The sequence below is a fragment of the Brevibacillus brevis genome (assembly GCF_022026395.1).
In the GTDB taxonomy this organism is placed as follows: Bacteria; Bacillota; Bacilli; order Brevibacillales; family Brevibacillaceae; genus Brevibacillus.
This window is the reverse complement of sequence record NZ_CP041767.1, coordinates 4,171,210-4,192,716: the sequence shown is the minus strand read 5'-3', so window position 1 is coordinate 4,192,716 and position 21,507 is coordinate 4,171,210. Positions and strand designations below refer to the sequence as shown.

Annotated in this window: 24 protein-coding genes; 19 read left to right on the top strand and 5 right to left on the bottom strand. The window is 48.6% G+C overall.

What is annotated here, in order from left to right:
- Positions 1–37: 37 nt before the first annotated feature.
- Positions 38–3,484: a pyruvate carboxylase gene (locus FO446_RS19865; protein ID WP_237898897.1), complete on the bottom strand. Its 3,447-nt coding sequence runs from the start codon at positions 3,482–3,484 to the stop codon at positions 38–40.
- 112 nt (positions 3,485–3,596) lie between these two features.
- Between FO446_RS19865 and FO446_RS19860 the strand changes: the two genes are divergently transcribed.
- The 12 genes from FO446_RS19860 (at position 3,597) to FO446_RS19805 (ending at position 12,239) form a co-directional block, all read left to right on the top strand.
- A complete protein-coding gene (locus FO446_RS19860) occupies positions 3,597–4,040 on the top strand; it encodes a gamma-glutamylcyclotransferase family protein (protein ID WP_221868806.1) in 444 nt (147 codons plus the stop codon).
- A 48-nt stretch (positions 4,041–4,088) separates the two neighbouring features.
- The gene (locus FO446_RS19855) at positions 4,089–4,622 is read left to right on the top strand and encodes a hypothetical protein (protein ID WP_237898889.1); all 534 of its coding nucleotides are present in this window, start codon (positions 4,089–4,091) and stop codon (positions 4,620–4,622) included.
- 89 nt (positions 4,623–4,711) lie between these two features.
- The gene (tpx, locus tag FO446_RS19850; RefSeq protein WP_015892342.1) at positions 4,712–5,233 is read left to right on the top strand and encodes a thiol peroxidase; all 522 of its coding nucleotides are present in this window, start codon (positions 4,712–4,714) and stop codon (positions 5,231–5,233) included.
- Positions 5,234–5,410: 177 nt separating this feature from the next.
- Positions 5,411–6,040, top strand: a complete 630-nt coding sequence (locus FO446_RS19845; RefSeq protein WP_173612258.1) for a TetR/AcrR family transcriptional regulator — start codon at positions 5,411–5,413, stop codon at positions 6,038–6,040.
- A 7-nt stretch (positions 6,041–6,047) separates the two neighbouring features.
- Positions 6,048–6,752: an MBL fold metallo-hydrolase gene (locus FO446_RS19840; protein WP_221868807.1), complete on the top strand. Its 705-nt coding sequence runs from the start codon at positions 6,048–6,050 to the stop codon at positions 6,750–6,752.
- Positions 6,753–6,826: 74 nt separating this feature from the next.
- On the top strand, positions 6,827–7,306 hold the full coding sequence (locus FO446_RS19835) for a hypothetical protein (RefSeq protein ID WP_173612260.1): 480 nt from the start codon (positions 6,827–6,829) through the stop codon (positions 7,304–7,306).
- A gap of 83 nt (positions 7,307–7,389) precedes the next feature.
- Entirely contained in the window at positions 7,390–8,310 is a 921-nt protein-coding gene (locus tag FO446_RS19830; RefSeq protein WP_173612261.1) for an RluA family pseudouridine synthase, read from the top strand.
- 390 nt (positions 8,311–8,700) lie between these two features.
- Positions 8,701–9,618 (top strand): fumarylacetoacetate hydrolase family protein, encoded by a 918-nt coding sequence (locus tag FO446_RS19825; RefSeq protein ID WP_173612262.1) that lies wholly within the window; start codon positions 8,701–8,703, stop codon positions 9,616–9,618.
- Between the two features lie 25 nt (positions 9,619–9,643).
- Positions 9,644–10,804, top strand: a complete 1,161-nt coding sequence (locus FO446_RS19820; RefSeq protein WP_173612263.1) for a homogentisate 1,2-dioxygenase — start codon at positions 9,644–9,646, stop codon at positions 10,802–10,804.
- A gap of 19 nt (positions 10,805–10,823) precedes the next feature.
- On the top strand, positions 10,824–11,444 hold the full coding sequence (locus FO446_RS19815) for a flavin reductase family protein (RefSeq protein WP_173612264.1): 621 nt from the start codon (positions 10,824–10,826) through the stop codon (positions 11,442–11,444).
- 115 nt (positions 11,445–11,559) lie between these two features.
- Complete coding sequence (locus tag FO446_RS19810) at positions 11,560–11,910, top strand: PspC domain-containing protein (protein ID WP_173612265.1); 351 nt, start codon at positions 11,560–11,562, stop codon at positions 11,908–11,910.
- 149 nt (positions 11,911–12,059) lie between these two features.
- On the top strand, positions 12,060–12,239 hold the full coding sequence (locus FO446_RS19805; RefSeq protein WP_047068559.1) for a hypothetical protein: 180 nt from the start codon (positions 12,060–12,062) through the stop codon (positions 12,237–12,239).
- Between the two features lie 66 nt (positions 12,240–12,305).
- On the opposite strand, the gene FO446_RS19800 is transcribed toward FO446_RS19805, so the two are convergent.
- The 3 genes from FO446_RS19800 to map form a co-directional block, all read right to left on the bottom strand.
- Positions 12,306–12,902, bottom strand: a complete 597-nt coding sequence (locus FO446_RS19800) for a TetR/AcrR family transcriptional regulator (RefSeq protein WP_221868809.1) — start codon at positions 12,900–12,902, stop codon at positions 12,306–12,308.
- A gap of 14 nt (positions 12,903–12,916) precedes the next feature.
- Positions 12,917–13,942 (bottom strand): LLM class flavin-dependent oxidoreductase, encoded by a 1,026-nt coding sequence (locus FO446_RS19795; RefSeq protein ID WP_197243633.1) that lies wholly within the window; start codon positions 13,940–13,942, stop codon positions 12,917–12,919.
- A gap of 179 nt (positions 13,943–14,121) precedes the next feature.
- A complete protein-coding gene (gene map, locus FO446_RS19790) occupies positions 14,122–14,868 on the bottom strand; it encodes a type I methionyl aminopeptidase (protein ID WP_173612268.1) in 747 nt (248 codons plus the stop codon).
- Between the two features lie 132 nt (positions 14,869–15,000).
- Between map and nadE the strand changes: the two genes are divergently transcribed.
- From nadE to FO446_RS19775, 3 genes are all read left to right on the top strand, one after another.
- Positions 15,001–15,753 carry an NAD(+) synthase gene (gene nadE / locus FO446_RS19785; protein WP_221868810.1) on the top strand — a complete coding sequence of 251 codons (753 nt, stop codon included), beginning with the start codon at positions 15,001–15,003 and terminating at the stop codon, positions 15,751–15,753.
- Positions 15,754–15,755: 2 nt separating this feature from the next.
- Complete coding sequence (locus tag FO446_RS19780) at positions 15,756–16,580, top strand: MBL fold metallo-hydrolase (RefSeq protein ID WP_173612270.1); 825 nt, start codon at positions 15,756–15,758, stop codon at positions 16,578–16,580.
- A gap of 64 nt (positions 16,581–16,644) precedes the next feature.
- Positions 16,645–16,866, top strand: a complete 222-nt coding sequence (locus FO446_RS19775; RefSeq protein ID WP_017250368.1) for a hypothetical protein — start codon at positions 16,645–16,647, stop codon at positions 16,864–16,866.
- A gap of 63 nt (positions 16,867–16,929) precedes the next feature.
- Here the strand turns inward: FO446_RS19775 and FO446_RS19770 are convergent, their stop codons facing one another.
- Positions 16,930–17,415, bottom strand: coding sequence for a DUF2062 domain-containing protein (locus tag FO446_RS19770; RefSeq protein WP_237898887.1), 486 nt, complete (start codon positions 17,413–17,415; stop codon positions 16,930–16,932).
- Between the two features lie 224 nt (positions 17,416–17,639).
- Here FO446_RS19770 and FO446_RS19765 point away from each other — a divergent pair, with 224 nt between their 5' ends.
- From FO446_RS19765 to FO446_RS19750, 4 genes are all read left to right on the top strand, one after another.
- On the top strand, positions 17,640–18,257 hold the full coding sequence (locus FO446_RS19765; RefSeq protein WP_255688732.1) for a DedA family protein: 618 nt from the start codon (positions 17,640–17,642) through the stop codon (positions 18,255–18,257).
- On the top strand, positions 18,250–18,768 hold the full coding sequence (locus FO446_RS19760; protein ID WP_173612272.1) for a YkvA family protein: 519 nt from the start codon (positions 18,250–18,252) through the stop codon (positions 18,766–18,768). Before FO446_RS19765 ends, FO446_RS19760 begins: the two co-directional genes overlap by 8 nt.
- Positions 18,769–18,786: 18 nt before the next feature.
- Positions 18,787–19,734, top strand: a complete 948-nt coding sequence (locus FO446_RS19755; RefSeq protein ID WP_173612273.1) for a 3'-5' exoribonuclease YhaM family protein — start codon at positions 18,787–18,789, stop codon at positions 19,732–19,734.
- A 123-nt stretch (positions 19,735–19,857) separates the two neighbouring features.
- Positions 19,858–21,420 carry a YcdB/YcdC domain-containing protein gene (locus FO446_RS19750; protein ID WP_237898886.1) on the top strand — a complete coding sequence of 521 codons (1,563 nt, stop codon included), beginning with the start codon at positions 19,858–19,860 and terminating at the stop codon, positions 21,418–21,420.
- Positions 21,421–21,507 lie beyond the last annotated feature (87 nt).

The window sequence follows — 21,507 nt, the reverse complement described above, 5'->3', positions numbered from 1 at the left end:
CCAGGAACAATTTACTATCTCTTATTATAGACGATGCCTACTCCATTTCAATGAGCAGATCGCCAGTTTGAATGGCTTCGCCTGCTTTCACATAGACGGCTTTAATTTTTCCGTCGAGTGGAGCCTGAATCGTCGTCTCCATTTTCATCGCTTCACTCACCAAAAGATGTTCGCCTTTACGAACCTTGTCACCTTCTGCTACAAGCACCTTGAGCACTTTTCCTGGCATGGAGGCACCGAGGTGGGCAGGGTTTTGCGCTTCTGCTTTTCGGCGGATCAGTTCAGAGACTTTTGCCGATTGATCTCGGATGAAGATTTCACGTGGCTGTCCATTCAGTTCAAAATAGATGATGCGTCGGCCATCTGGATGAAGCTCTCCAACTGCGACCAGTTTGATAATCAACGTTTTACCGCGCTCGATCGTAATGGCGGTTTCCTCACCCGGACGCAATCCGTAGAAGAATGTTCCCGTATTCAATACCGACAAGTCACCGTATTCCTTTAGGCGTTGTTCAAATTGCAAATAGACTTGCGGATACATGATATAAGACAGGACGTCTAAATGACTGGGCTCACGTCCGATTTTGGCTTCCAGCTCAGCAGCAACTTGCGTAAAGTCAATGGGTGCGAGCAATTCACCAGGACGAGCAGTAAAGGCATCGCGACCTTTTAGCACGAGTTCCTGCAACTTCTTAGGGAATCCGCCAGGCGGTTGGCCAAGATACCCTTGGAAAAATTGAATGACGGAATCCGGAAAGTCGAGGCGTGCTCCTTTCTCCCAAATGTTTTCTTCATTCAAGTTGTTTTGGACCATGAACAGTGCCATATCACCGACGACCTTGGAAGAAGGGGTCACTTTTACAATGTCGCCGCACATTTGATTGACGACAGCATACATGTGCTTCACTTCGTCCCAACGACCTTCCAGTCCAACCGCTTTGGCTTGCTGCTCCAGATTGGTGTATTGTCCGCCTGGCATTTCGTGTACGTAGACCTCCGTGTTGCTCGCTTTCATGCCGCTTTCAAAGCCTTGGTAGTACGGACGTACATCCTCCCAGTAATCAGACAGCTTGTTGAACGATTCAAGAGATAAACCAGTCTCACGCTCCGTGTGGGCAAGGCTTGCGATCAATCCGTTCAAGCTTGGTTGGGAAGTGAGTCCAGACATGGAACTGACGCAAGCATCGACGATATCCACGCCTGCTTCGATGGCTTTCAGAAGCATGGCGCCAGCATTCCCTGATGTATCGTGCGTGTGCAGATGGATCGGAATGCTGATTTCTTGTTTTAAAGCAGAGACAAGCGAATAAGCAGCATACGGCTTCAAAAGACCTGCCATATCCTTGATTGCGAGAATATGGGCACCTGCTTTTTCCAATTCCTTTGCCAGATCGACATAGTAGGCCAAGGTGTACTTGGTCTTGGTCGGGTCCAGAATATCTCCAGTGTAGCAAATCGCTGCCTCGGCCACTTTGCCGGATTCACGAACGGCTTCAATGGCTGTTTGCATCCCGGGAAGCCAGTTCAGGCTGTCAAAGATCCGGAAGACATCAATGCCATTTTCAGCAGAGGCTTTGACGAAAGCGTGAATCACATTATCCGGGTAGTTGGTATAGCCTACGCCATTTGCTCCGCGCAAGAGCATTTGGAACAGGACGTTTGGTATGCGCTGGCGAAGGATTTGCAGCCGTTCCCAGGGAGATTCCTGCAAAAAGCGCATCGTTGTGTCAAAAGTGGCGCCGCCCCACATCTCCAACGAGAAGAGGCCAGAACCGAGCTTGCCTGTCGCCTCTGCAATGGAAGCGAGATCGTAGGTACGCACACGCGTAGCAAACAAAGACTGGTGGGCATCGCGGAAAGTCGTGTCTGTGACGAGCACGTGTTTCTGCGCCTGAATCCACCGTACCAGACCGTCGGCACCTTCTTTATCCAGAATTTGCTTCGTACCGTCCGGATATGGCTGGGTAAATGGTGTCCGCGGGATGCGGGGCGAGTCGAAGTGCGGCTTTTTCTCCGATTTCTGGAGACCGGGATATCCGTTGACAATCGTGTCTCCGATATAAGATAGTAATTTGGTACCCCGGTCTTGACGGCCAGGGAAAACGAACAGCTCTGGTTTGGTATCAATAAACGACGTATCGTAGTTGCCACTCAAAAAATCAGGATGTGTCACGACATTTTCCAAAAACGGCAGGTTCGTTTTCACGCCACGAATACGGAACTCTCGCAATGTGCGGAGCATTTTGCGAGCGGCTTGATCAAAGCTCGCGCCATACGTGGAGATTTTGACCAGTAGCGAATCATAAAACGGTGTAATGATCGCGCCTGGATAACCATTGCCTCCATCGAGCCTTACTCCGAAACCGCCACCGGAACGCCAAGCGGACAAGCGACCAGCATCTGGCAGGAAGTTGTTTTCTGCGTCTTCTGTCGTGACACGGCATTGGATGGCAAAACCACTCATTTGGATATTGTTCTGCCCACTGATGCCAATCTCTTCATCGGAGAGGGCATGACCCTCGGCTACACGAATCTGCGACTGAACGATGTCGATTCCAGTGATGAGCTCCGTGATGGTATGCTCTACTTGAATGCGTGGATTGACTTCTATGAAATAAAAACGCTTGTCCGGCGTTAACAAAAACTCGACAGTACCAGCGTTCGAATAGCCGGCTTTTTTCATGAGTGTGAGAGCAGCCTGGCAAATATCTTCACGCAGCTTGTCATCCAAAGATAGGCTCGGTGCTACTTCGACCACTTTTTGATGGCGCCGTTGAACAGAGCAATCGCGCTCATACAGATGGACGATGTTTCCGTGGTTGTCACCGAGAATTTGGACCTCGATGTGTTTGGGCTGTTCCAAGTATCGCTCCAAATACACCTTGGCATTGCCGAAGGAAGAGCGGGCCTCGGAACGGGCACGATCTAACGAATCTTGCAATTCCTCCTGACTGCGAACGATGCGCATGCCACGGCCCCCGCCGCCAGATACGCCTTTAATAATGATGGGGTAGCCGTATTCTTTGGCAAAGAGAAGCGCCTCTTGGAGTGTTTCGATTGGCTCAGGAGTGCCTGGAATCACTGGGATTCCCGCTTCAATCGCCAGACGACGTGCTTCTACCTTGTCCCCGAATTTGTCGATCAGCTCAGGGGATGGTCCAATGAAAATAATGCCTTCCTCTTGGCAGCGCTTTGCAAAATCAGCATTTTCAGCAAGAAATCCGTAGCCTGGGTGAATGGCATCAATATCGTTGCGCTTGGCAATTTCGATGATACTCTCGATATCGAGGTAAGCCTCGATAGGCCCTTTTCCCGCTCCGACCAAGTAAGACTCGTCAGCCTTGAAGCGATGGATAGAAACGTTGTCCTGCTCGGAGTATACGGCTACCGTACGTATGCCGAGCTCCGTTGCTGCGCGAAAGATTCGAATGGCGATCTCACCGCGGTTTGCTACCAGTAGGCGATTGATTTTTCTCTTTTTCATTATTCTCTCCCCCTAACGTCTCGGAAAAAAAGACGTATTAAAATTATATATAGAACAAATATACAAAATTTTCTCGACGCAAGACACACTTTTTTCGATCACAGGAGGATGGATGAGCGTGAACAATCAGAACGACAAGCTGCCTGTATTTGTGTACGGCACACTTTTGGCGGGCTTTGGAAATCATAGGAATTACGTGAAACCGTATCAACATGAGGCAACATCTGCGACGATTCAAGGTGAGATCTATCATTTACCGGCAGGCTATCCGGGATTGCTGAAAGGAGAGCAGGAGGTTGTGGGGGAGATCGTTACGTTTGCCCCTGACGTGTACGAGCAAGCGCTAGCTGGACTGGACGAGCTGGAGACGTACTATGGCGAGGGTGATCCGCGCAATGAATATGAACGGATCATCATTCCAGCGACCATGGAAGGAACAGGTCAGGTCGTGAATGTCTTTGTTTATCGTTATTTGGATCAAGACCTGGTCAAGCAAACAGGGGTGCACATTGCGGATGGAAATTGGCGACGCTACATGCAGGAGCTGCCTGAATAGCCAGTGCTAGTTTTGCCAAAACTGGTAGGGAAAAGGAGGGACCCTGCCATGGAATTACTCCATTGTGAACCCGCACAAATCTGGCGTTACCTGATTCCGCAAAATCACTGGATGTTTGCCGACGAAGTTCCAGAAGATGAACTGATCTTTCATTATCGCGACCATATTTATTTTGTAAACAATGACGGCTCAGTTTTGTCCATGCCACAGCCCGCTTGCTTCGATACGCTCGATATGGGGACCTTGCTGGAGTATTTGGCAACATCGGACGACACCATTGATTTTGACGATGAAGGACAATTCGATTACGGTCATGTCCTAAAGCATATGGGGTATATCGTGCCAGTCAGGGACAAGCGGGAAAAAGCCACATATCAAATTGAGATTATCAACACGGCATTGCCGAAAGCTTATGGAACGCGGTACGAAATGAAGCAGGTGACCTTTGCATTTGCCCTCTATCACGCGCTGATGCGCTGTCATGAGCTGAATGCGAAAACGGATTGGGAGTACGAGCATGAAGTGAAGCGAATCGCTGAGGTCCAAGCCAAACGAAGCGGGAAAGTGCAAGTGAATCTGTAATTTCTACTATTGGCATAGTGAAAAAAAGTGAATGATAGGGTATGATAATTGATGTACATACTGAAAGATTTGGTGAGGAGGAAGAAATCATGACAACTGCTGTTGAGCGTCAAGGCGCGTTTGTATTCAAAGGTGGTCCTGTAACACTGCTCGGTCCTGAAATCAAAGTAGGAGATACTGCTCCTAACTTTACTGTAGTAGGTGGCGATCTGTCCCCTGTAACTTTGGAAGATTCCAAAGGCACTGTTCGCATCATCTCCGTAATCCCTTCTATTGACACTGGCGTGTGCGATGCACAAACTCGCCGTTTCAACGAAGAGGCTGCGAAATTGGAAGGCGTTACTGTGCTGACTGTTTCCGTTGACCTGCCATTCGCGCAAAACCGCTGGTGCGGTGCTGCTGGCATCGACAAAGTGAAAACAGTATCTGACCACAAAGACCTGAGCTTCGGTACAGCTTACGGCGTAGCGATCAAAGAATTCCGTCTCTTGTCTCGCGCTGTATTCGTAATCGATGCAAACGACAAGGTTGTACACGCTGAGTATGTGGCTGCCGCTGGTGAGCATCCAAACTACGAAGCTGCGATTGCTGCTGCACAAGCTGCGAAATAAGCAATTTTCATAAGTAAGCTCCCTTTTTGTCCAAGGACGAGAAGGGAGTTTTTTTTATTTGCAGCAAGTGGGAAAATTAGTCTTGACGGATTTTATAACCAGTGGTTATATTATAACCAACGGTTACTAACCATCGGTTATAAAGTTTTTAAAGAGGTAAGGAGCTGAATATCTCGCATGGCAAGCAAACAGGAAATACGCTCGGAAGAAACGAAACGGGCCATTTTGACGGCGGCAGCAGACCTTTTCGCTACCCGAGGCTTTGATACGGTATCTATCAGGGAAATCGCCAAAGCAGCCGGCTGTTCCCATACAACCCTCTATATTTATTTCAAGGACAAAGAAGCACTGCTTCATCATCTGTCTAAAGAACCTTTGCAGAGCTTGGCTCTACAAATGGAAGAAACACTGTCCAAACAAAGAAGAACACCAGAAGAGATTCTGCGGGAAATCAGCAGTCAGTTCATTCACTTTTGCTTGCGCAATCGAACCATGTATACCTTATTCTTCATGATCAAAGCCTCTCGTATTGATGTAGAGGAACCGGAAAAAGAATTGCAAACGCTGCGCAATCAATTGTTTGGTTTGTTGAGGGAGGCTGTAAGACGTTGCTTGCCAAGCGAGATAGAGGAAGAAAAAGCGCTTGCCCATGCACGGATATACTTCTACATGTTGCATGGCATCGTCGGTACGTATACACATTCCGAGGAACCATTGGACAGCTTAATGGAAAGGCTAGCCCCTACATTCGCTTTATCCATAGATGTTTTTCTTGCAGGCAGTCAAAAAATAATGAACAGGGAGTGACGAGAGAATGATCAGAGTGGAGCAAATCTCAGCGAACATTTGGTGTATCAAAGCGTGGTTGTTGATTCCTTTGCGGGTCTGGATTGTCAGGGAGGAGGATGGCGTTACGCTTATCGATGCAGGAATGCCATTTATGGCGAAACGGATTATGGCTTTTATCAAGCAGTTGAATGCAGGCCCACTCAAGCGAATTTTGCTGACGCATGGTCATTCGGATCATGTTGGGGCGTTAAAAAAAATCACGGAGGCAGAATCTGTACCAGTCTATGCGCATCGAATCGAGATTCCGTATATGGAAGGGAAAGAGCTATATCCTCGTCGTAAAAAGCTGGAAGCAAACGTACAGCCTGGCTTGGCGCAGCCTTTGCCAGAGGATGCCGAAGGAAATATAGCTGCCGTTGGCGGGCTGCAACCTTATTTGACACCCGGTCATTCTCCGGGGCATGTGGTTTATTTTCACGAAAAGGATGGAGTGCTTTTGGCGGGAGATTTGTTTACTTCCAAACACGGCAGATTGCATCGTCCCATGCCGATGTTTACGGCGGATATGGCGCAAGCACTCAAAAGCAGTCTGATCGTCCGCCAATTGCGACCACGGCATTTGGAAGTATGCCATGGCAAGCCAATCCAAAATCCGGCAGAGCAGCTCGATGATTATTTGAAAGAGGTCTCTACTTCTTTTTCGATTCCAACAAGTGTTTGGCAATCATAAGGAAATGATCGACCGGAGCCAAGTCGGATGAAACGAATGCCTTTTTTCTCGCGTCATAGGTTTGAGGTGATTGGATGAAAAAGGTAGAATGGCTTGGTCAACTATTTCTGATAGCGACACTGTTATTGACGGGGTGTGGGAATGGATCGTCCGCGCAAGGGACTGCGCAGCTTGCGGAACCACCACAGCCAGTCATTGAATGGCGCGGAAAAACAGCTGCGACGGTGCCGGCATCTTCCTGCTGGAGCTATAATAGCGAGGCGATCTGCAAGGATACGGCGGCACCACCGGAACTCGTCGCAGAGCAAAAGCCTGCACCCCTGCAAGTAAAGCCCGGGGCGACGCTGACTGTCACTTTTGCCCAGCAGCCAACTGCAAATACGCTCAAGGTAACCCAATGGGACGGCGTGAAAGAAGTTGAGCAAGCAGTGGAAAACGGCAATCAGTGGAAGGCACCCGAACAGCCGGGCTGGTATTTGTTCGATGTTCGCGGTCAGTGGACCCAAGGCGATGCAGGTCATGCATTTGTTATCGAAGTGAAAGACAACATATGATAGACATCCAAACGGTCGTGGCCAAACAGCCTGATCGTTTTTTGCTATACTGAGGAGAAGGGAAGACTTAAAGGAGAGACAACATGCTGGAAGAATTAATTAGCTTCACGGTTGATGAGGCAGATGCAGGGCAAACCGTGCGAGAAGTATTGCAAAAGCGGTATGGTGTATCGCGGCGCTTGCTCATTCGTGCCAAGTTTAAAGGCTCCATTACACGGAATGGCGTCCTCGTATTTGTAAACGAAAAATTGCAAGCCGGCGATAAAATAGCAGTCATGGTTGAAGAAGAGGCGGAAGAGACCGTCGCGCCAGAGGATATGCCGCTCTCCATCCGTTACGAGGACGAGGATTTGATGGTCATTGCAAAGCCAGCGGGATTGGTTGTTCATCCGACAGGAAATCATCCTAGCGGAACCTTGGCAAACGGGATGATCGCTTATTGGAAAAGTCGTGGCGAAAACAGAAAGTTCCGAGCGGTGAACCGTTTGGATAAAGATACATCAGGCTTGATGATCGTAGCCAAGAATCAATGGGCACATGAACAATTCAGTCGTATGCAGCAGATCCGGACGTTGCAGCGGACTTATCGAGCAATTGTTCAAGGAATCGTGGAGTCAGACGAAGGTACGATTGATGCGCCGATTGGCCTTGCGGAAAATTCGTTTATCACCAGACAGGTAAGACCGGATGGGCAGACGGCTGTTACCCATTATCGTGTGCTTGCCCGAGGGGAAGGTATGAGTTTTGTCGAGGTAAAGCTGGAGACGGGGCGCACGCATCAGATTCGCGTACATATGAGCAGTAAAGGGCACCCACTCGCCGGAGATGATCTGTACGGAGGAGAACGGGAGCATATCGGCAGACAAGCTTTGCATGCATGGGGGCTATCTTTTGTCCATCCGCGCAGCGGTCTTGCGATGAGCTGGGAGGAGCCGCTGCCAAGTGATATGGAACAGCTAGTTCAACAATTTTTTCCCGATGATCCATGCAAGGAAATGACTTAGGCGAAAAATTTCGTCATTTCCCTCTGGAAAGCTGTAAGCGTTTTCGATATGATAGAAGAAATTCAATTCAAATATGTGGAAACATAACAGAGAATAGCTGGCTGTCTGCGGGGGAAAATCCCGCAAAGATTTTTTTCAGTAGCAGACGAGACCCAGCTTGCGCCTGATGCCTGTTTCGGATCGTTTTGACAAAGAGGGCTTCCTTTTTTATTTGTCATGCGCCGGAAATGCCTTGGGGGTGAGCTGGGTTTTCTTGTCATATCGGAAAGCATACACCTCTTCGGGTTTCTTCCCGATAGTACGGAAAACATTCCGCTAATACGCGGTCGCTCATCCTTGAGCAAGCATCGATATAGGTTTTCTTATTGCCCAAGAGAAGGAGAGGGTTTCATGAAGCTGGTTTCCTATCGAGAAAGGGAAAGGGATGCTTGGCGAGCGGGGCTCGTGCGCGAAGGAAAAGTCAAAGATATTGCGCATGCGTGTCCGGGGGCGCCGAGTACAGTGCTAGGTTTGCTCGAGGAGTGGGCAAACTGGCTACCCGTTATTCAAACCGCGTACGAGGCAGAGGAAGGCTGGGATTTGGAGCAAGTCGAGCTAGGCTCGCCACTTCCGCGTCCCGCCAGCTTTCGTGACTTTTACGCCTTCGAGGCTCATGTGAAGACAGCGCGAGCCAAACGCGGACTTCCGATGGTGCCCGAATGGTACCATTTCCCCGTCTTTTATTTTTCGAATGCAGCAGCTTTTACGGGGACGCAAGCGAATATTCGCAGACCCAAAGCAACCGAGTGGCTGGACTATGAGCTGGAAATTGCCTGCGTGATTGGAAAAGCTGGAGTAAACATTCCAGTAGAACGAGCGGAAGAGCACATCGCTGGATATTGTATTTTAAACGACTGGAGCGCCCGGGATATACAACGGGAGGAGGTCAAGGTTGGCTTGGGGCCAGCCAAGGGCAAAGATTTCGCAACGTCCATGGGTCCCTGGCTGGTTACACCGGAGGAGCTTGCGGATGTACGCATCACAGGCGAGAAGGGCAGCCGCTACAATCTGGAAATGGTGGCACGCATTAATGGCAGAGAGTATTCAAAAGGAAACTTCAAGGACATTCACTATACATTCGCAGAAATGATTGCCCGTGCTTCGGAGGATTGCTTCTTGTATCCCGGAGATGTTATCGGATCGGGAACAGTAGGGACTGGCTGCATTTTGGAGCTGGGAACAGAGCAGTATGCTTGGCTTGCGCCAGGTGATGTAGTGGAGCTAGAGGTGGAACGCCTCGGTGTGCTTCGCAATACGATTTGTGAATAAGGATGAAAAAAGGAGGAAGGAACGTATGGCTTTTTATCAACGAATGGGGGAAGTTCCAAAAAAGCGGCATACGACGTTTTACAAGCCGGATGGGGGACTGTACCGCGAGCAAGTGATGGGAACAAAAGGGTTTTCTGGGATTCAATCGATTCTGTATCACCACAATCCACCTACCCAAGTGAGGGAGACGCGCAAATATGCAGACGTCCGCTTGGAATATGTGGAGCAGGTTGATTTGAAGCATCAGCATTTTAAAACGTTTGATGTTCAGCCGGGCGGAGACCCGATTTTCGGACGTCGCTACATGCTGGGGAATAACGACGTCGTCATGGCTGTGTGCGCACCAACAGAACCGATGGATTACTTTTATCGCAATGCAGATGGGGATGAAGTTGTTTTTGTCCATCAAGGTGAGGGAGAGCTGCAAACGATTTTCGGTACGCTCACTTACAAGCCTGGCGACTACCTTGTCATTCCGATTGGCACGACCTACCGGATAGTACCGTCTGTGCAGAGTCGTTTTCTTGTCATTGAGTCCCAGAATGAGATCGTGCCACCAAAGCGTTATCGCAACGAGCATGGTCAATTATTGGAACATTCGCCGTTTTGTGAACGTGATATTCGTGTACCGGAAAAATTGGTGACGCATGTGGAAAGCGGAGACTTCGAGGTGCGAGTCAAACGCCAGTCCGTGGTCTACAGCTACTTCTTTGACTTCCATCCGTTCGATGTGGTGGGGTGGGACGGTTATTTGTATCCGTATGCACTGAGTGTTCATGATTTTGAACCGATTACTGGACGCATTCATCAACCGCCACCTGTCCATCAAACCTTTGCCGGTCAAAACTTTGTCATCTGCTCATTCGTTCCGCGGATGTACGACTATCATCCGCAAGCGATCCCTGCGCCTTACTATCACAGTAATGTAGAAAGTGACGAGGTGTTATACTACGTAGATGGCAATTTTATGAGCAGAAAAGGGATTTATGAGGGGTCTATCACCCTGCATCCAATGGGGATTCCACATGGGCCGCATCCAGGCAAGGTAGAGGCGAGCATTGGGAAAAAAGAAACGCAGGAGCTGGCTGTCATGCTGGACACATTCCACCCGCTACACGTCACAAAGCAAGCGTTGGAAATTGAGGATGACGCATACATGGCAAGCTGGTTGCCACCGAAGGAATAGAAAGAGGTGCAAAAACGCAATGGAAATCGCCATTCATGAGATTGAGCGGCAGGAAAAATACAAGCTTTTGATCGGGTGTATCGTCCCGCGGCCGATCGCTTGGGTTACCTCGTTAGCGGAGGGAGGAATCGTCAATGCCGCTCCTTTCAGTTATTTTAATGTTGCCAGCATTGAACCGATGATGGTCTCGGTTGCGGTCATGCGCAAGCCGGGAAGTGTCCCAAAAGATACGGCACGAAACATCATGCAAACGGGAGAATTCGTGGTCAATATGGTGGACGTACACAATGTGGATGCAGTCAATCAGACTTCTGCTGATTATCCACCGCAGATCAGTGAGGTAGAGGCATTGGGGCTGGAAGTCGCACCATCCGTTCGCGTCAAGGTGCCAAGGCTGCGTGCATCCCGCATCCATTTTGAGTGCAAGCTGCATCAGATTGTGGAATTAGGGAGTCCAACGACTTCGGATTTGATTATCGGGGAAGTGGTGCATGTACATGTAGTGGATGAGTTGTATCATGCAGGACGGATTGATGCTACAGCATTTGCACCCGTCAGCCGATTAGCGGGTCATACGTATGCGACGCTGGGCGAACAGTTTGATCGTCCACGTCCCGTTTATGAGCCACCTGTCAAATGATTGATCTCCGTCCAGCGACGGAGGACAAATCCCTCTACGGACCATTTTACCGAAATCGCCTATCGGGTATCCTGTAGATACAAGGCAAGCGGATACTGTAGAGAGGGTGGAAGCAATGATGGAAAGACGACTATATCGTTCGCATCATGATAAACGGTTATTTGGAGTTTGTGGTGGGGTTGCGCAGTTTTTGCGCATTGACTCTACGCTGGTACGTATAGGAGTTGTCGTTCTTACTGTTTTTACAGGAGTACCGATTCTGCTTTACTTGCTGATGGCAATGATCATGCCAAAAGAACAGCAGTGGTCATACGCTTCTGACAGCTTCCCAATGTATGATGCGCCATATAGTGGACATGCACGTATGAATGATTTGGATCAAGAGATTGACCGTCTGGAAAAGCGTGCTTTGGTACAGGAAGTGTATCGCCTGCGCGAAGAATTGGGCAAATACAAAGGGCTTTAAAGCAAATAAGAGACTTCCTGGGCATTACGCTCACGGGAAGTCTCTTTTCACGTTTACCTATTTTGATCCCACCAAAAAAATGGTCGGCAACTTCCGGAAATCGCTGCATAACATATAAGGTGGAAAACCTACATAGGGAGGGAAAAGCAGTGTATCTCGGCGTGTTCGATTTGAATCAGCGTTTGGAGCAAACCCGCAAAATCCTGCGGGAAAAGCAACATCTGAAAAAACTGATTGAAGAAGACATCCATGACTTGGAACAAGACGTCAAAGAATTAGAAGCAATGACGGCGAAACAAGAAAAGTATGCGACCAGTGCTCAGCGCTAAAGCATCTTTCATGAGCGACAAAAAGAGGAAGTGGCAACTGCCGGAAGAAGGCAGGGAGCCACTTTTTTAATGGGGAAGCGCTTGGTCCAAAACTTTTTCTACGATGCCAGGAACCATGCGGATCGCTGCACTATCGGTTCCGTACGTCTGGCTATCCGCGTAAGTACCTTCCATCAACAAGATCAGCGTATAGGCCAACTCGCATGGATTCGCAGCGCCAAGGGCAGTCGTGCGTTCCAAAAAAGCGTCGCGGATTCGTTTCTGATGGGAGCAAACCAGCTCGCGAACTGGATGAACCGGATCAGGAAACTCGACAGCTATATTAATAAAGCAACAGCCGCGAAATTGCTCGTTGGACGCGCGCGCAGCCAGATCAGCAAAAAACTGAATAAGTTGCTCTCGTGGCCGATTGGGATGTTTGGCGATGCTCTCTTCCCACTCTTGCCAAAAAACGTCTTGCTTGCGCTTCATGTAGGCGAGAATCAGGTCTGTTTTCGAGGAAAACTGCCGATAGACGCTCATTTTATTCATTCCGGCACGCTCAACGATGGCGTCTACACTGACGGCATGGATCCCTTCTTGATAAAACAATTCTTCAGCAGCGTTCAAGATGATCTCATGTGCTTTTTCACGAGGCACGCGAGGCCGTTTTGCTTCCGTCATATACCATCCCCCATTCAGGACTTCCAGACGTCGGCGACAATTTCAAAAGAGCGCACACGATCGGCATGATGGTACATTTGCGTTGTAATCATGAGCTCATCTGCTCCTGTGGCATCGAGCAACTCTTGCAGTTTGCTTTTCACGGTAACAGGGCTACCAATGATGGAGGAACGCAGTTGAGCTTGGACAGACAGTTTTTCGAATTCGCTCCACAGTTCATCCATATTGTCCACAGGTGGTTGGATTGGCTTGAGATCACCGCGGACGAGATTTAAGAATGCCTGGTAATGGGAAGTGGCGAGTCGATTCGCGAGCTCATCCGTATCGGCTGCCATCACGTTGACCCCAACCATGGCATATGGCTGATCCAGTACTTCCGATGGACGGAAACAATGGCGATACGTCTGCAAGGCGGGCAAGGTGAAGTTCGGTGAAAAATGCCCAGCAAAAGCAAACGGCAATCCGAGCATGCCCGCGAGTCGCGCTGAGAAATCGCTGGAACCGAGCAGCCAGATCGGGATGTTCAGACCTTCGCCAGGGATAGCGCGGATGGCAGATGCCGACTCGCTTGTTCGTGGACGAAGATATTCACGCAGCTCCTCCAATAACTCTGGAAAATCCTCTCCGCCAACCCGCAAATCGCGGCGTAGCGCACGTGCTGTTCGCTGGTCCGCCCCGGGTGCCCGTCCTAGACCTAAGTCGATCCGGCCTGGATAGAGGGACTCCAATGTCCCGAATTGCTCGGCGATCACGAGTGGAGCATGGTTGGGCAGCATAATGCCGCCTGAACCTACACGGATTTTGCTGGTGCCGCCGGCAATGTAACCAATGAGAACGGAGGTGGCAGAGCTGGCTACGCTGGGCATTGCGTGGTGTTCAGCGAGCCAATAACGTGTAAAGCCCCATTTTTCCACTTGTTGCGCCAGATTGAGACTGTTTTTATACGATTCAGCAGCGTTGCTACCCTCCGTAATAGGTGCCAAATCGAGAACAGACAATGGGATATCTCGCAGTTGCTTAGATGAGATTGTATCGGACATGGGATGGAACCCTCCTTGTGCTTAGCGGTTGCTGGTCGGATAAGTTTGTTACTGAGTAGTAACAAAGCGTACTTGAATCATACGGAGCGGCAGAAGGGATGTCAACGTTTGGATGTGCGACAGAGCACATTGGGAGAAAAAGAAAAAGCCCTGACAATGCAAGGGCTCTTCGTACATCCTTATTGTTTTGTTAAGATAAGAGGTCCATTCGCGGTAATAGCGAGGGTGTGCTCGTATTGAGCGGACAGCTTCCCATCGCGAGTACGTGCTGTCCAACCATCTTCATCGACCGTTGCATGATACGTCCCGATGTTCAGCATGGGTTCAATGGTAATGACCATGCCTTCTTTGAGGCGTTGACCTCTCCCGGGAGGGCCAAAGTGAGGAACGAACGGCTCCTCATGCATTTCCTGACCGATACCATGTCCGGTAAAATCGCGCACGACGGAGTAGCCTTGTGCTTGCGCATACGTTTGGATGGCGTGTGAAATATCGCCGATCCGATTGCCTACGACAGCTTGCTCAATACCGAGATACAGCGATTTTTCAGTGACTTCCAGCAGTCTTTTCGCTTCCGGAGACACGGTTCCCACTTCATAAGACCAAGCGGAGTCAGCCAGCCAACCGTTTTTGCGAACAACCATGTCGATGGTAACGATATCGCCATCACGCAGAGGCTCTTTTTTCGGGAAGCCATGGCAGATGACATCATTTACTGAACCGCATGTGGCATAAGGATATCCATGAAACCCTTTTTGCTCAGGGGTCGCGCCATTTTCAGCCAAAAATTCTTCAACGAATTGATCAATCTCCCAGGTAGAAATGCCTGGACGAATCATCTTGGCAATCTCACGATGACAAGCAGCCAAAATCTGACCTGCTGCATGCATGAGTTCAATTTCTTCAGGTGTCTTGAGGATAATCATCGACTCTCTCCTTCTCCTCGTTAGTCAAGAACTCTCTATAGTATATAGTGTAGTCCTGTTCTGCGCCAATTGCCACACCGAAAACGGCATGGTAGGATGAGGAAGAAATAATCAACCTTGGGGGTAGGTAGCGTGGACAAGTTTCAAGAACATCTGGCGAACTACCAGATTCATGTAAAAGAAGACGTGGAAAAACGTATTGCCTTTATTCGTGAGCAAATTGACGGAAATGGCCTTGGCGGTGCAGTCGTTGGTATCTCTGGTGGGATTGACAGTGCCGTTACAGCAGCGCTGTGTGTGCGTGCATTAGGTTCAGAACGCGTCATTGGCATTTGGTTGCCTGCTTACTCGCAAACCGTTCATGAAACAGATTCCAAGCGACTTGCTGAAGCGATTGGATTGAATTTGCACACGGTAGATGTAGGGCCTGCCTACGATGCTTTGGTACCTGCGATCGAGGCTGTACTTGGGCTTGATGACAAAACAAAGGGAAATACAAAGGCTCGCTTGCGCATGACAGTGCTGTACGCCATCGCTAACCAAAAAGGATACTTGGTAGCGGATACGTGCAACCGCAGCGAGATTCATGTTGGTTATATGACAAAAGGCGGAGACGGTCTTGCCGACTTTAATCCAGTAGCTAGCTTGACGAAGCATGAGATGCGAATTCTTGCTGCTGAGCTCGGGGTGCCTGGAGAAATCATCACGAAGCCGCCTTCTGCCGATTTGTGGGAAGGACAGACGGATGAACAGGAGATGGGTTTCACTTATGAGGATCTGGATCGTTTGCTGATTACAGGGGAAACTCGACCGGAAGCCAAAGAACGCATCGATTACCTGCATCGAATCTCTGAGCATAAGCGCAATATCATGCCAGGCATATAGATATGGCAAAATCCTACAAGCTGTTTACAAGTTGTCTATGGCAAACGACCAGTGCAGTCGTAGCAACCGAGCAACGTCTCTACTTGTTTGATCCGGCCTATTTTCCTCATGAGATAGAGGCGATTGCTGACTATGTGCAAAGTGAGAGGAATGGAAGAGAGCTCGTACTTGTCCTCACTCACGGAGATTGGGATCATGTTGTCGGAGTAGGCAAGTTTTCGGATGCCACAGTCATTGCGCAAAAGGAAATCCTGACCGATGGACGGATCGAGAGTAAGCTAAACAAAGCGAAAAAGTTTGACGGGTCGTATTACGTGGTCAGATCGTATGAAGTAGGAATGCCGACATTCACGAAATTAGTGGACGATGCACAAGAGTGGCAGGAAGTCTTTTTCTTGCCTGTACCAGGACATACAGCCGATCAGATGGCGACCTTGTTCCGGGAGCAGAAGCTGCTTGTTGTCGGTGACATGCTATCCAATTTGGAGTTTCCGTTTATCGATGACAGCGGTGCCTATTTAGAAAGTCTGGAAAAGATCGAACGGTTGGTTCTCCAAGGAGAAGTGGAAGAAGTCATTCCTGGGCACGGAGTACCTGCCAAAGGACGCGAGGAAATCCTGCATCGGATTGAACGGGATCGCCAGTATTTGTTGGATGCACGTGCAGTTGTTTTCGAGGGTATCGCCAATAACGTAGAGGAAGATGTACTCAAAGAACAGTTTTCCCAACTGACGTATGATGGTGTATCGATCGATGAACATCTCCGTTCTTCCCATGAGCAAAACTGGGATCAACTATGCAAGGAAGCTCTTTCGCAGAAAGGTTGATTATTCCACGGTTTTATAAGATAATAGGGGTTACGCAAATCTTTCTAGGAAAGAGGTGGAACAGATGTCTACGACTGAATTGATGCTGAGAACAAGTCTGGAAGGACGTGTGAAGCGTACGTTGCAAACGTACTTCCGTCGCCCTAACGACGTGTTGATCAAGGAAAGCCTCGGAGCGAACGGTTTGTCCCCAGAGCAAGTGGAAGTAACCGTGGAGCTCTTGAAAGAAGACAAAACTGTTGCCGAAATCATGGAGCACCTGCACGATAAAGGCTACTTTGCATAACATTGCGAGCAAAAAAGACCGGACTGACATCGATTGTCGGACCGGTCTTTTTCGTTCGAGCAATTAGGGATTAGGACTTTCCTCAGGTAATGAGCGCCGTAGTTTCTTGCGGCGATACCATTGAAGGCCAGTTAAAACGAGAAAGTAGCTCGCGAACGCGACAAAAAGCCCCATGATGGCACTCCCGGTGAAAAAGACAAGTCCTTTTTCCCTCAGCCAGACAAGCCATTGCATCCCAGACTCGTGATGGTTCGAATGCCCTTGTAACGGTTTGCCGATCAACACGTATCCAATATTGTAATTGAAAAGAATGAAAAGCGGTAAGATGAGCTTTCCGATGACAAACGCAACCAAACCAGCAGGCAAACTGGCACGAAACAGCTTGCATAGCGGGAAAAGCAACAGAAACGCGATGCCAAAAGTAGGCAGAGTAATGAACTCAATGAAGATTCCGAGCGAAAATCCGCGGGCGACAAAAGCTGGAGCCCCTTTCATTCTCAGCACCTTGTAGTATTCGAATTTTAGCTTTCGATATGCTTTTTTCCACATCCGTGCTATCCCTCGTTTGTCCCAAGTCATTTGTCCGCAAAATTCCCTAAGGGTATGGCGAATGGTGAAGCTGGATTCGTTTTTTGGTTGTTGTTGTAGAGTATCTCCCAATTGGCAAAAATTAATAGTTGCCATAGGAGCTCTGATTTGTGAATGCGCCTTTCTTTTGGCATAATGGAAGAGGGCAGCTTGCTGGAAAAGTGGTGACATTCGTGGAAGGTGTAATGGGAACCTTTGGTGACTATATTTCGCAATATGGGTATGGCGCCTTGTTTGGATTGTTCTTTCTGGGAATTTTGGGAATGCCCTTGCCTGAAGAAACGCTGCTCGTTTTTTCCGGATTTCTTGTCTCAACGGGAAAATTGGATTATTGGCCTACTTTTTTCGTCTGCTTTCTCGGTTCTGTTACGGCGATGACGGTGGCATACTGGATCGGCAGAACATTAGGTTACGCTTTTCTCGAACGATATGGAAAACGATTGGGGATGGGCTATACCGTTTACAAAAAAACGGAAGAATGGTTTAATCGCGTCGGTAAATGGGCGCTTCCGTTAGGCTATTTCATCCCTGGTGTTCGCCAGTTTACGGCCTATTTTGCCGGGATCACGCGATTGCCATTTCCGACTTTCATGCTCTATACCTATTTGGGTGGGCTATTTTGGAGCTTGCTTTTCGTGACGCTGGGCTGGCAATTAGGAGAACGCTGGGATGAGCTGTTTGATTTGATTGCCCGTAACCTTGCGATCTTCTTTATCGCTTTGCTGGCATTGATCGCAGCCTGGTCGTATTTCAGGCACAAGGCAAATGTAAAAAAGCAATTACGGAGGGATCAGAATGAGTGAAGAAAACCGCAACGAAAATCTACTGCCTGTGGTTCACAAGCCAACCGAACTGGTTCCTGTAGTATTACCGGAAAAACATCAGCGATTTTATGATAAATTGCGTGAAAAAATCGAAGCGTTCATTAAAGACAAGGGAGTCAATGATTCTGTAGCCAACTTTATTTTGCTTGCACCAGATTTGTTTGTTCTCTTGGCCCGCCTTCTGCTGGACAAGCGCGTAGGTGTTCAATCAAAAGCGTTAGCGGGTGTAGCGGTTGCCTACTTCATTACGCCGATTGATTTTATTCCAGAGGTATTAGTCGGCGGATTCGGACTTCTGGACGACGTCATTCTGGCTGTTTATGCTTTGCGCAAGATTTTGGTGGATATCGATGAGTCGATTGTACGCGAGCATTGGAATGGCGAAGAAGACCTCTTGGCCGTCATTACGAAGGTGATTCGATCAGCGGATGATTTGGTCGGCAAAAAAATAGTGAAAAAGCTGGAAGAAACCCTGTTCCGAAAAAAATAAGCTAGGATGGGCAAATAGATGAAATATTTATTGGATTATCAAGAGGGAGAGCGTGTTGTCGCCTTTTGCCTGATCAAAAACAAGGAAGCGGGCGTAGCGAGTAATCAGAGTGAATACTTAAATCTGGAGCTGGGAGACCGCTCCGGTACGATCATGGCAAAGCTGTGGGATGTCAATGCAGAAATGAAGGAATGGATTAACGTCAAGTCTGTCGTGAAGATCGACGCTGCCGTCCAAATGTACCGTGGGAAAAAGCAACTAGTGATTCAACGGATCAGACCGGCTGCCGCTTCAGACGAAGTTCAGATGGAGTCGCTTATTCCGATCTCGCCCGTTCCAGTAGATGAACTTTGGACAAAGCTTACCCATGCAGTCGAAAGCCTGCGGAGTGCCACGCTCAAGGCCATTATTCAAGAAGCGTTGGCAACAGAGGAGATTCAGGATCGCCTTCGCCATTATCCGGCTGGCGTTCGTATGCACCACAACTATTATCACGGTTTGCTCGAGCATATCGTCTCTCTGTTGACAGCGGCACAGAGCCTCTTGCCACTGTATCCCCAAGTAGACAGGGATGTACTGATTGCGACTTGCATCTTGCACGATATTGGAAAACTGTACGAGCTATCTGATCCCATCGCTCCGGATTACACCACGCCAGGTCAGCTAATTGGTCACTTGGTCATGGGAGTCGAGATGGTAAGCGGCATTTGCCGCAAGCTCGATATTTCTTTAGGGGACGCGGAGGTTCTGCATTTGAAGCATTGCATTTTGAGTCATCATGGAGAGGTAGAGAACGGCTGGGGAAGTGCTGTATCCGGAAAAACGCCTACAGCTGTCATGTTCCATTACCTGGACCAGATCGACAGCAAAATGAACGCTTTGAGCCAAACACTAGCGGACATGCCGGAAGAAGAGGAATGGGCGTATGCTGGCGTGCTTAGACGAAAAGTCTGGCGCGGGTATTAATCCATGGAACAAAAAGCCAACTGCCAAGCAAAACGAAGCAGTTGGCTTTTTTTAGATAAATCAGAAACGTTTTTGCAGGAAGCTCGTCTTAACAGTAATGTCTTGTAATGAGGAGGTATTCCTATGAAAAAGCGAAACAGAGCTGCCATGCTTGTCTTGGCAGTCAGCATGGTCACGACACCAGTGGCACTTCTGCATCCGTTGTCTTCCTATGCGTATGATGGCAAATCGAGTCTGGAACCGATTGAGTTGCCAGAAGACATCGTCCACTTGTTAACAGAATTGAAAGAGGACTATGTGCCTCTCATGAAAGACCTTCATGTGGACTCATACGGAGGGACAAGCAACTCGGGGTATGTCATTAATCTTTCGGACCGAAAGAGTGTCATTACCACGAATACAACGCTCACTATCTCCACAAATGCAAAAGGAGATTTGACCAGTTTTGTCCTGTATGATGTGAATCGGGACAAAACAACCAAAATCAATCAAAAGGAAGCCTATCAAAAGGCTGTGGACTTTATCCGGAATTACATAACAGTTGATCATGTTATTTCCCCGCAAGCGATGCTTTCATTCGATCGCGCATCTGAGCTGGATCATCTGGCCGTTGTCAGTGTCTACCCACAGTTGAACAATACATGGGTGGATAAAGAGACAGCGCGGGTCATGGTTGACGCAAAGGGTCAGGTTGTCCATTTTCAGCAAGAAAAGCTAAAGCTTCCAACCGCAGAAGAAGTAGCGGACCCAAGCAAGGCTGTACCGCTAGAGAAGGCAATGAAGGAGTGGCAAGACAAGGTATCCTTGGAATTGGTCTACGATGAGTCAGCGGGCAAGCTTGTTTACGTCCCTGACCAATTGCCTACGATAGATGCCCTGTCTGGTGAAGAAGTTCCATCTGTTTATAAAACAGAGAATAAGTCGATGAAAATCAAAGGAACAGCAGACATGGGCGTCTGGCGAGATACGAAAAAAATGGAGCAGATGCTCGAAAAGGATTTTGGCCTGAAGCTGAATCAACGCACGTACAAAAATGTAAAAGAAGACAAAAAGTATAAAAACAGTGATATCGATCGCCATGAATGGAATGCGAATTCGTATCAAAGCGCGTGGATTACGCTCGACCGTAAAACAAAATCACCTATTGAATTCAAACTGGACGGTCCCGTAGAAAAGGAGCTTGAGAAGCCGCTCACGCATGATGAGGCAAAAAACATCGCCGTACAATTTGTGGAGAAATACTTATCATCCAAAGAACAATCCTTCTTTGTAAAGGAGACGAGTCTTGTAGAAAATCTGCCAGGTTGGGCAGATCAAAATCTGGTGCGGCCGATCAGTAGCTTTGCTTTTCACCCTGAGATTGACGGTATCCCTACCAAGAGACCACTGTTCTACCTGGAAGTGGACGCAAAGAAGGGCAATGTAGTCCTTGCTCAAGTAAATGACCTGCCGTCCATGCCTGCTACCTTCAGTAAAGACGGTATTGTGAAGGGTGAGAAAGCAAAGGATGCGTATGTCAAAGAAGCAAATCTGCGCTTGGCTTACTGGTATCCGAAGGTAGGGACGCATTCTGCGAAACTGCCGCAGCTGGCCTATTTACCGACAGCCGATGCCAAGTCTCTGCAGATTGATGCTGCAACGGGTGCGGTGGAGGAAACCTGGCTGGAATGGAAAGCTACCCAATAACCAATACCCGATATGGTGTAGAAGCCACGTCGGGTTTTCCTTTTCATCATTATCGGAATTCATAAACACTTCAAGGCAGGTAGGATT

What these genes read in the sequence shown, in the direction of transcription:
- FO446_RS19865 (WP_237898897.1), bottom strand. Translation starts at nt 3,484, where the DNA reads ATGAAAAAGAGAAAAATCAATCGCCTACTGGTAGCAAACCGCGGTGAG.
- FO446_RS19860 (WP_221868806.1), top strand. Translation starts at nt 3,597, where the DNA reads ATGAGCGTGAACAATCAGAACGACAAGCTGCCTGTATTTGTGTACGGC.
- FO446_RS19855 (WP_237898889.1), top strand. Translation starts at nt 4,089, where the DNA reads ATGGAATTACTCCATTGTGAACCCGCACAAATCTGGCGTTACCTGATT.
- tpx (WP_015892342.1), top strand. Translation starts at nt 4,712, where the DNA reads ATGACAACTGCTGTTGAGCGTCAAGGCGCGTTTGTATTCAAAGGTGGT.
- FO446_RS19845 (WP_173612258.1), top strand. Translation starts at nt 5,411, where the DNA reads ATGGCAAGCAAACAGGAAATACGCTCGGAAGAAACGAAACGGGCCATT.
- FO446_RS19840 (WP_221868807.1), top strand. Translation starts at nt 6,048, where the DNA reads ATGATCAGAGTGGAGCAAATCTCAGCGAACATTTGGTGTATCAAAGCG.
- FO446_RS19835 (WP_173612260.1), top strand. Translation starts at nt 6,827, where the DNA reads ATGAAAAAGGTAGAATGGCTTGGTCAACTATTTCTGATAGCGACACTG.
- FO446_RS19830 (WP_173612261.1), top strand. Translation starts at nt 7,390, where the DNA reads ATGCTGGAAGAATTAATTAGCTTCACGGTTGATGAGGCAGATGCAGGG.
- FO446_RS19825 (WP_173612262.1), top strand. Translation starts at nt 8,701, where the DNA reads ATGAAGCTGGTTTCCTATCGAGAAAGGGAAAGGGATGCTTGGCGAGCG.
- FO446_RS19820 (WP_173612263.1), top strand. Translation starts at nt 9,644, where the DNA reads ATGGCTTTTTATCAACGAATGGGGGAAGTTCCAAAAAAGCGGCATACG.
- FO446_RS19815 (WP_173612264.1), top strand. Translation starts at nt 10,824, where the DNA reads ATGGAAATCGCCATTCATGAGATTGAGCGGCAGGAAAAATACAAGCTT.
- FO446_RS19810 (WP_173612265.1), top strand. Translation starts at nt 11,560, where the DNA reads ATGATGGAAAGACGACTATATCGTTCGCATCATGATAAACGGTTATTT.
- FO446_RS19800 (WP_221868809.1), bottom strand. Translation starts at nt 12,902, where the DNA reads ATGACGGAAGCAAAACGGCCTCGCGTGCCTCGTGAAAAAGCACATGAG.
- FO446_RS19795 (WP_197243633.1), bottom strand. Translation starts at nt 13,942, where the DNA reads ATGTCCGATACAATCTCATCTAAGCAACTGCGAGATATCCCATTGTCT.
- map (WP_173612268.1), bottom strand. Translation starts at nt 14,868, where the DNA reads ATGATTATCCTCAAGACACCTGAAGAAATTGAACTCATGCATGCAGCA.
- FO446_RS19780 (WP_173612270.1), top strand. Translation starts at nt 15,756, where the DNA reads ATGGCAAAATCCTACAAGCTGTTTACAAGTTGTCTATGGCAAACGACC.
- FO446_RS19775 (WP_017250368.1), top strand. Translation starts at nt 16,645, where the DNA reads ATGTCTACGACTGAATTGATGCTGAGAACAAGTCTGGAAGGACGTGTG.
- FO446_RS19770 (WP_237898887.1), bottom strand. Translation starts at nt 17,415, where the DNA reads ATGTGGAAAAAAGCATATCGAAAGCTAAAATTCGAATACTACAAGGTG.
- FO446_RS19765 (WP_255688732.1), top strand. Translation starts at nt 17,640, where the DNA reads ATGGGAACCTTTGGTGACTATATTTCGCAATATGGGTATGGCGCCTTG.
- FO446_RS19760 (WP_173612272.1), top strand. Translation starts at nt 18,250, where the DNA reads ATGAGTGAAGAAAACCGCAACGAAAATCTACTGCCTGTGGTTCACAAG.
- FO446_RS19755 (WP_173612273.1), top strand. Translation starts at nt 18,787, where the DNA reads ATGAAATATTTATTGGATTATCAAGAGGGAGAGCGTGTTGTCGCCTTT.
- FO446_RS19750 (WP_237898886.1), top strand. Translation starts at nt 19,858, where the DNA reads ATGAAAAAGCGAAACAGAGCTGCCATGCTTGTCTTGGCAGTCAGCATG.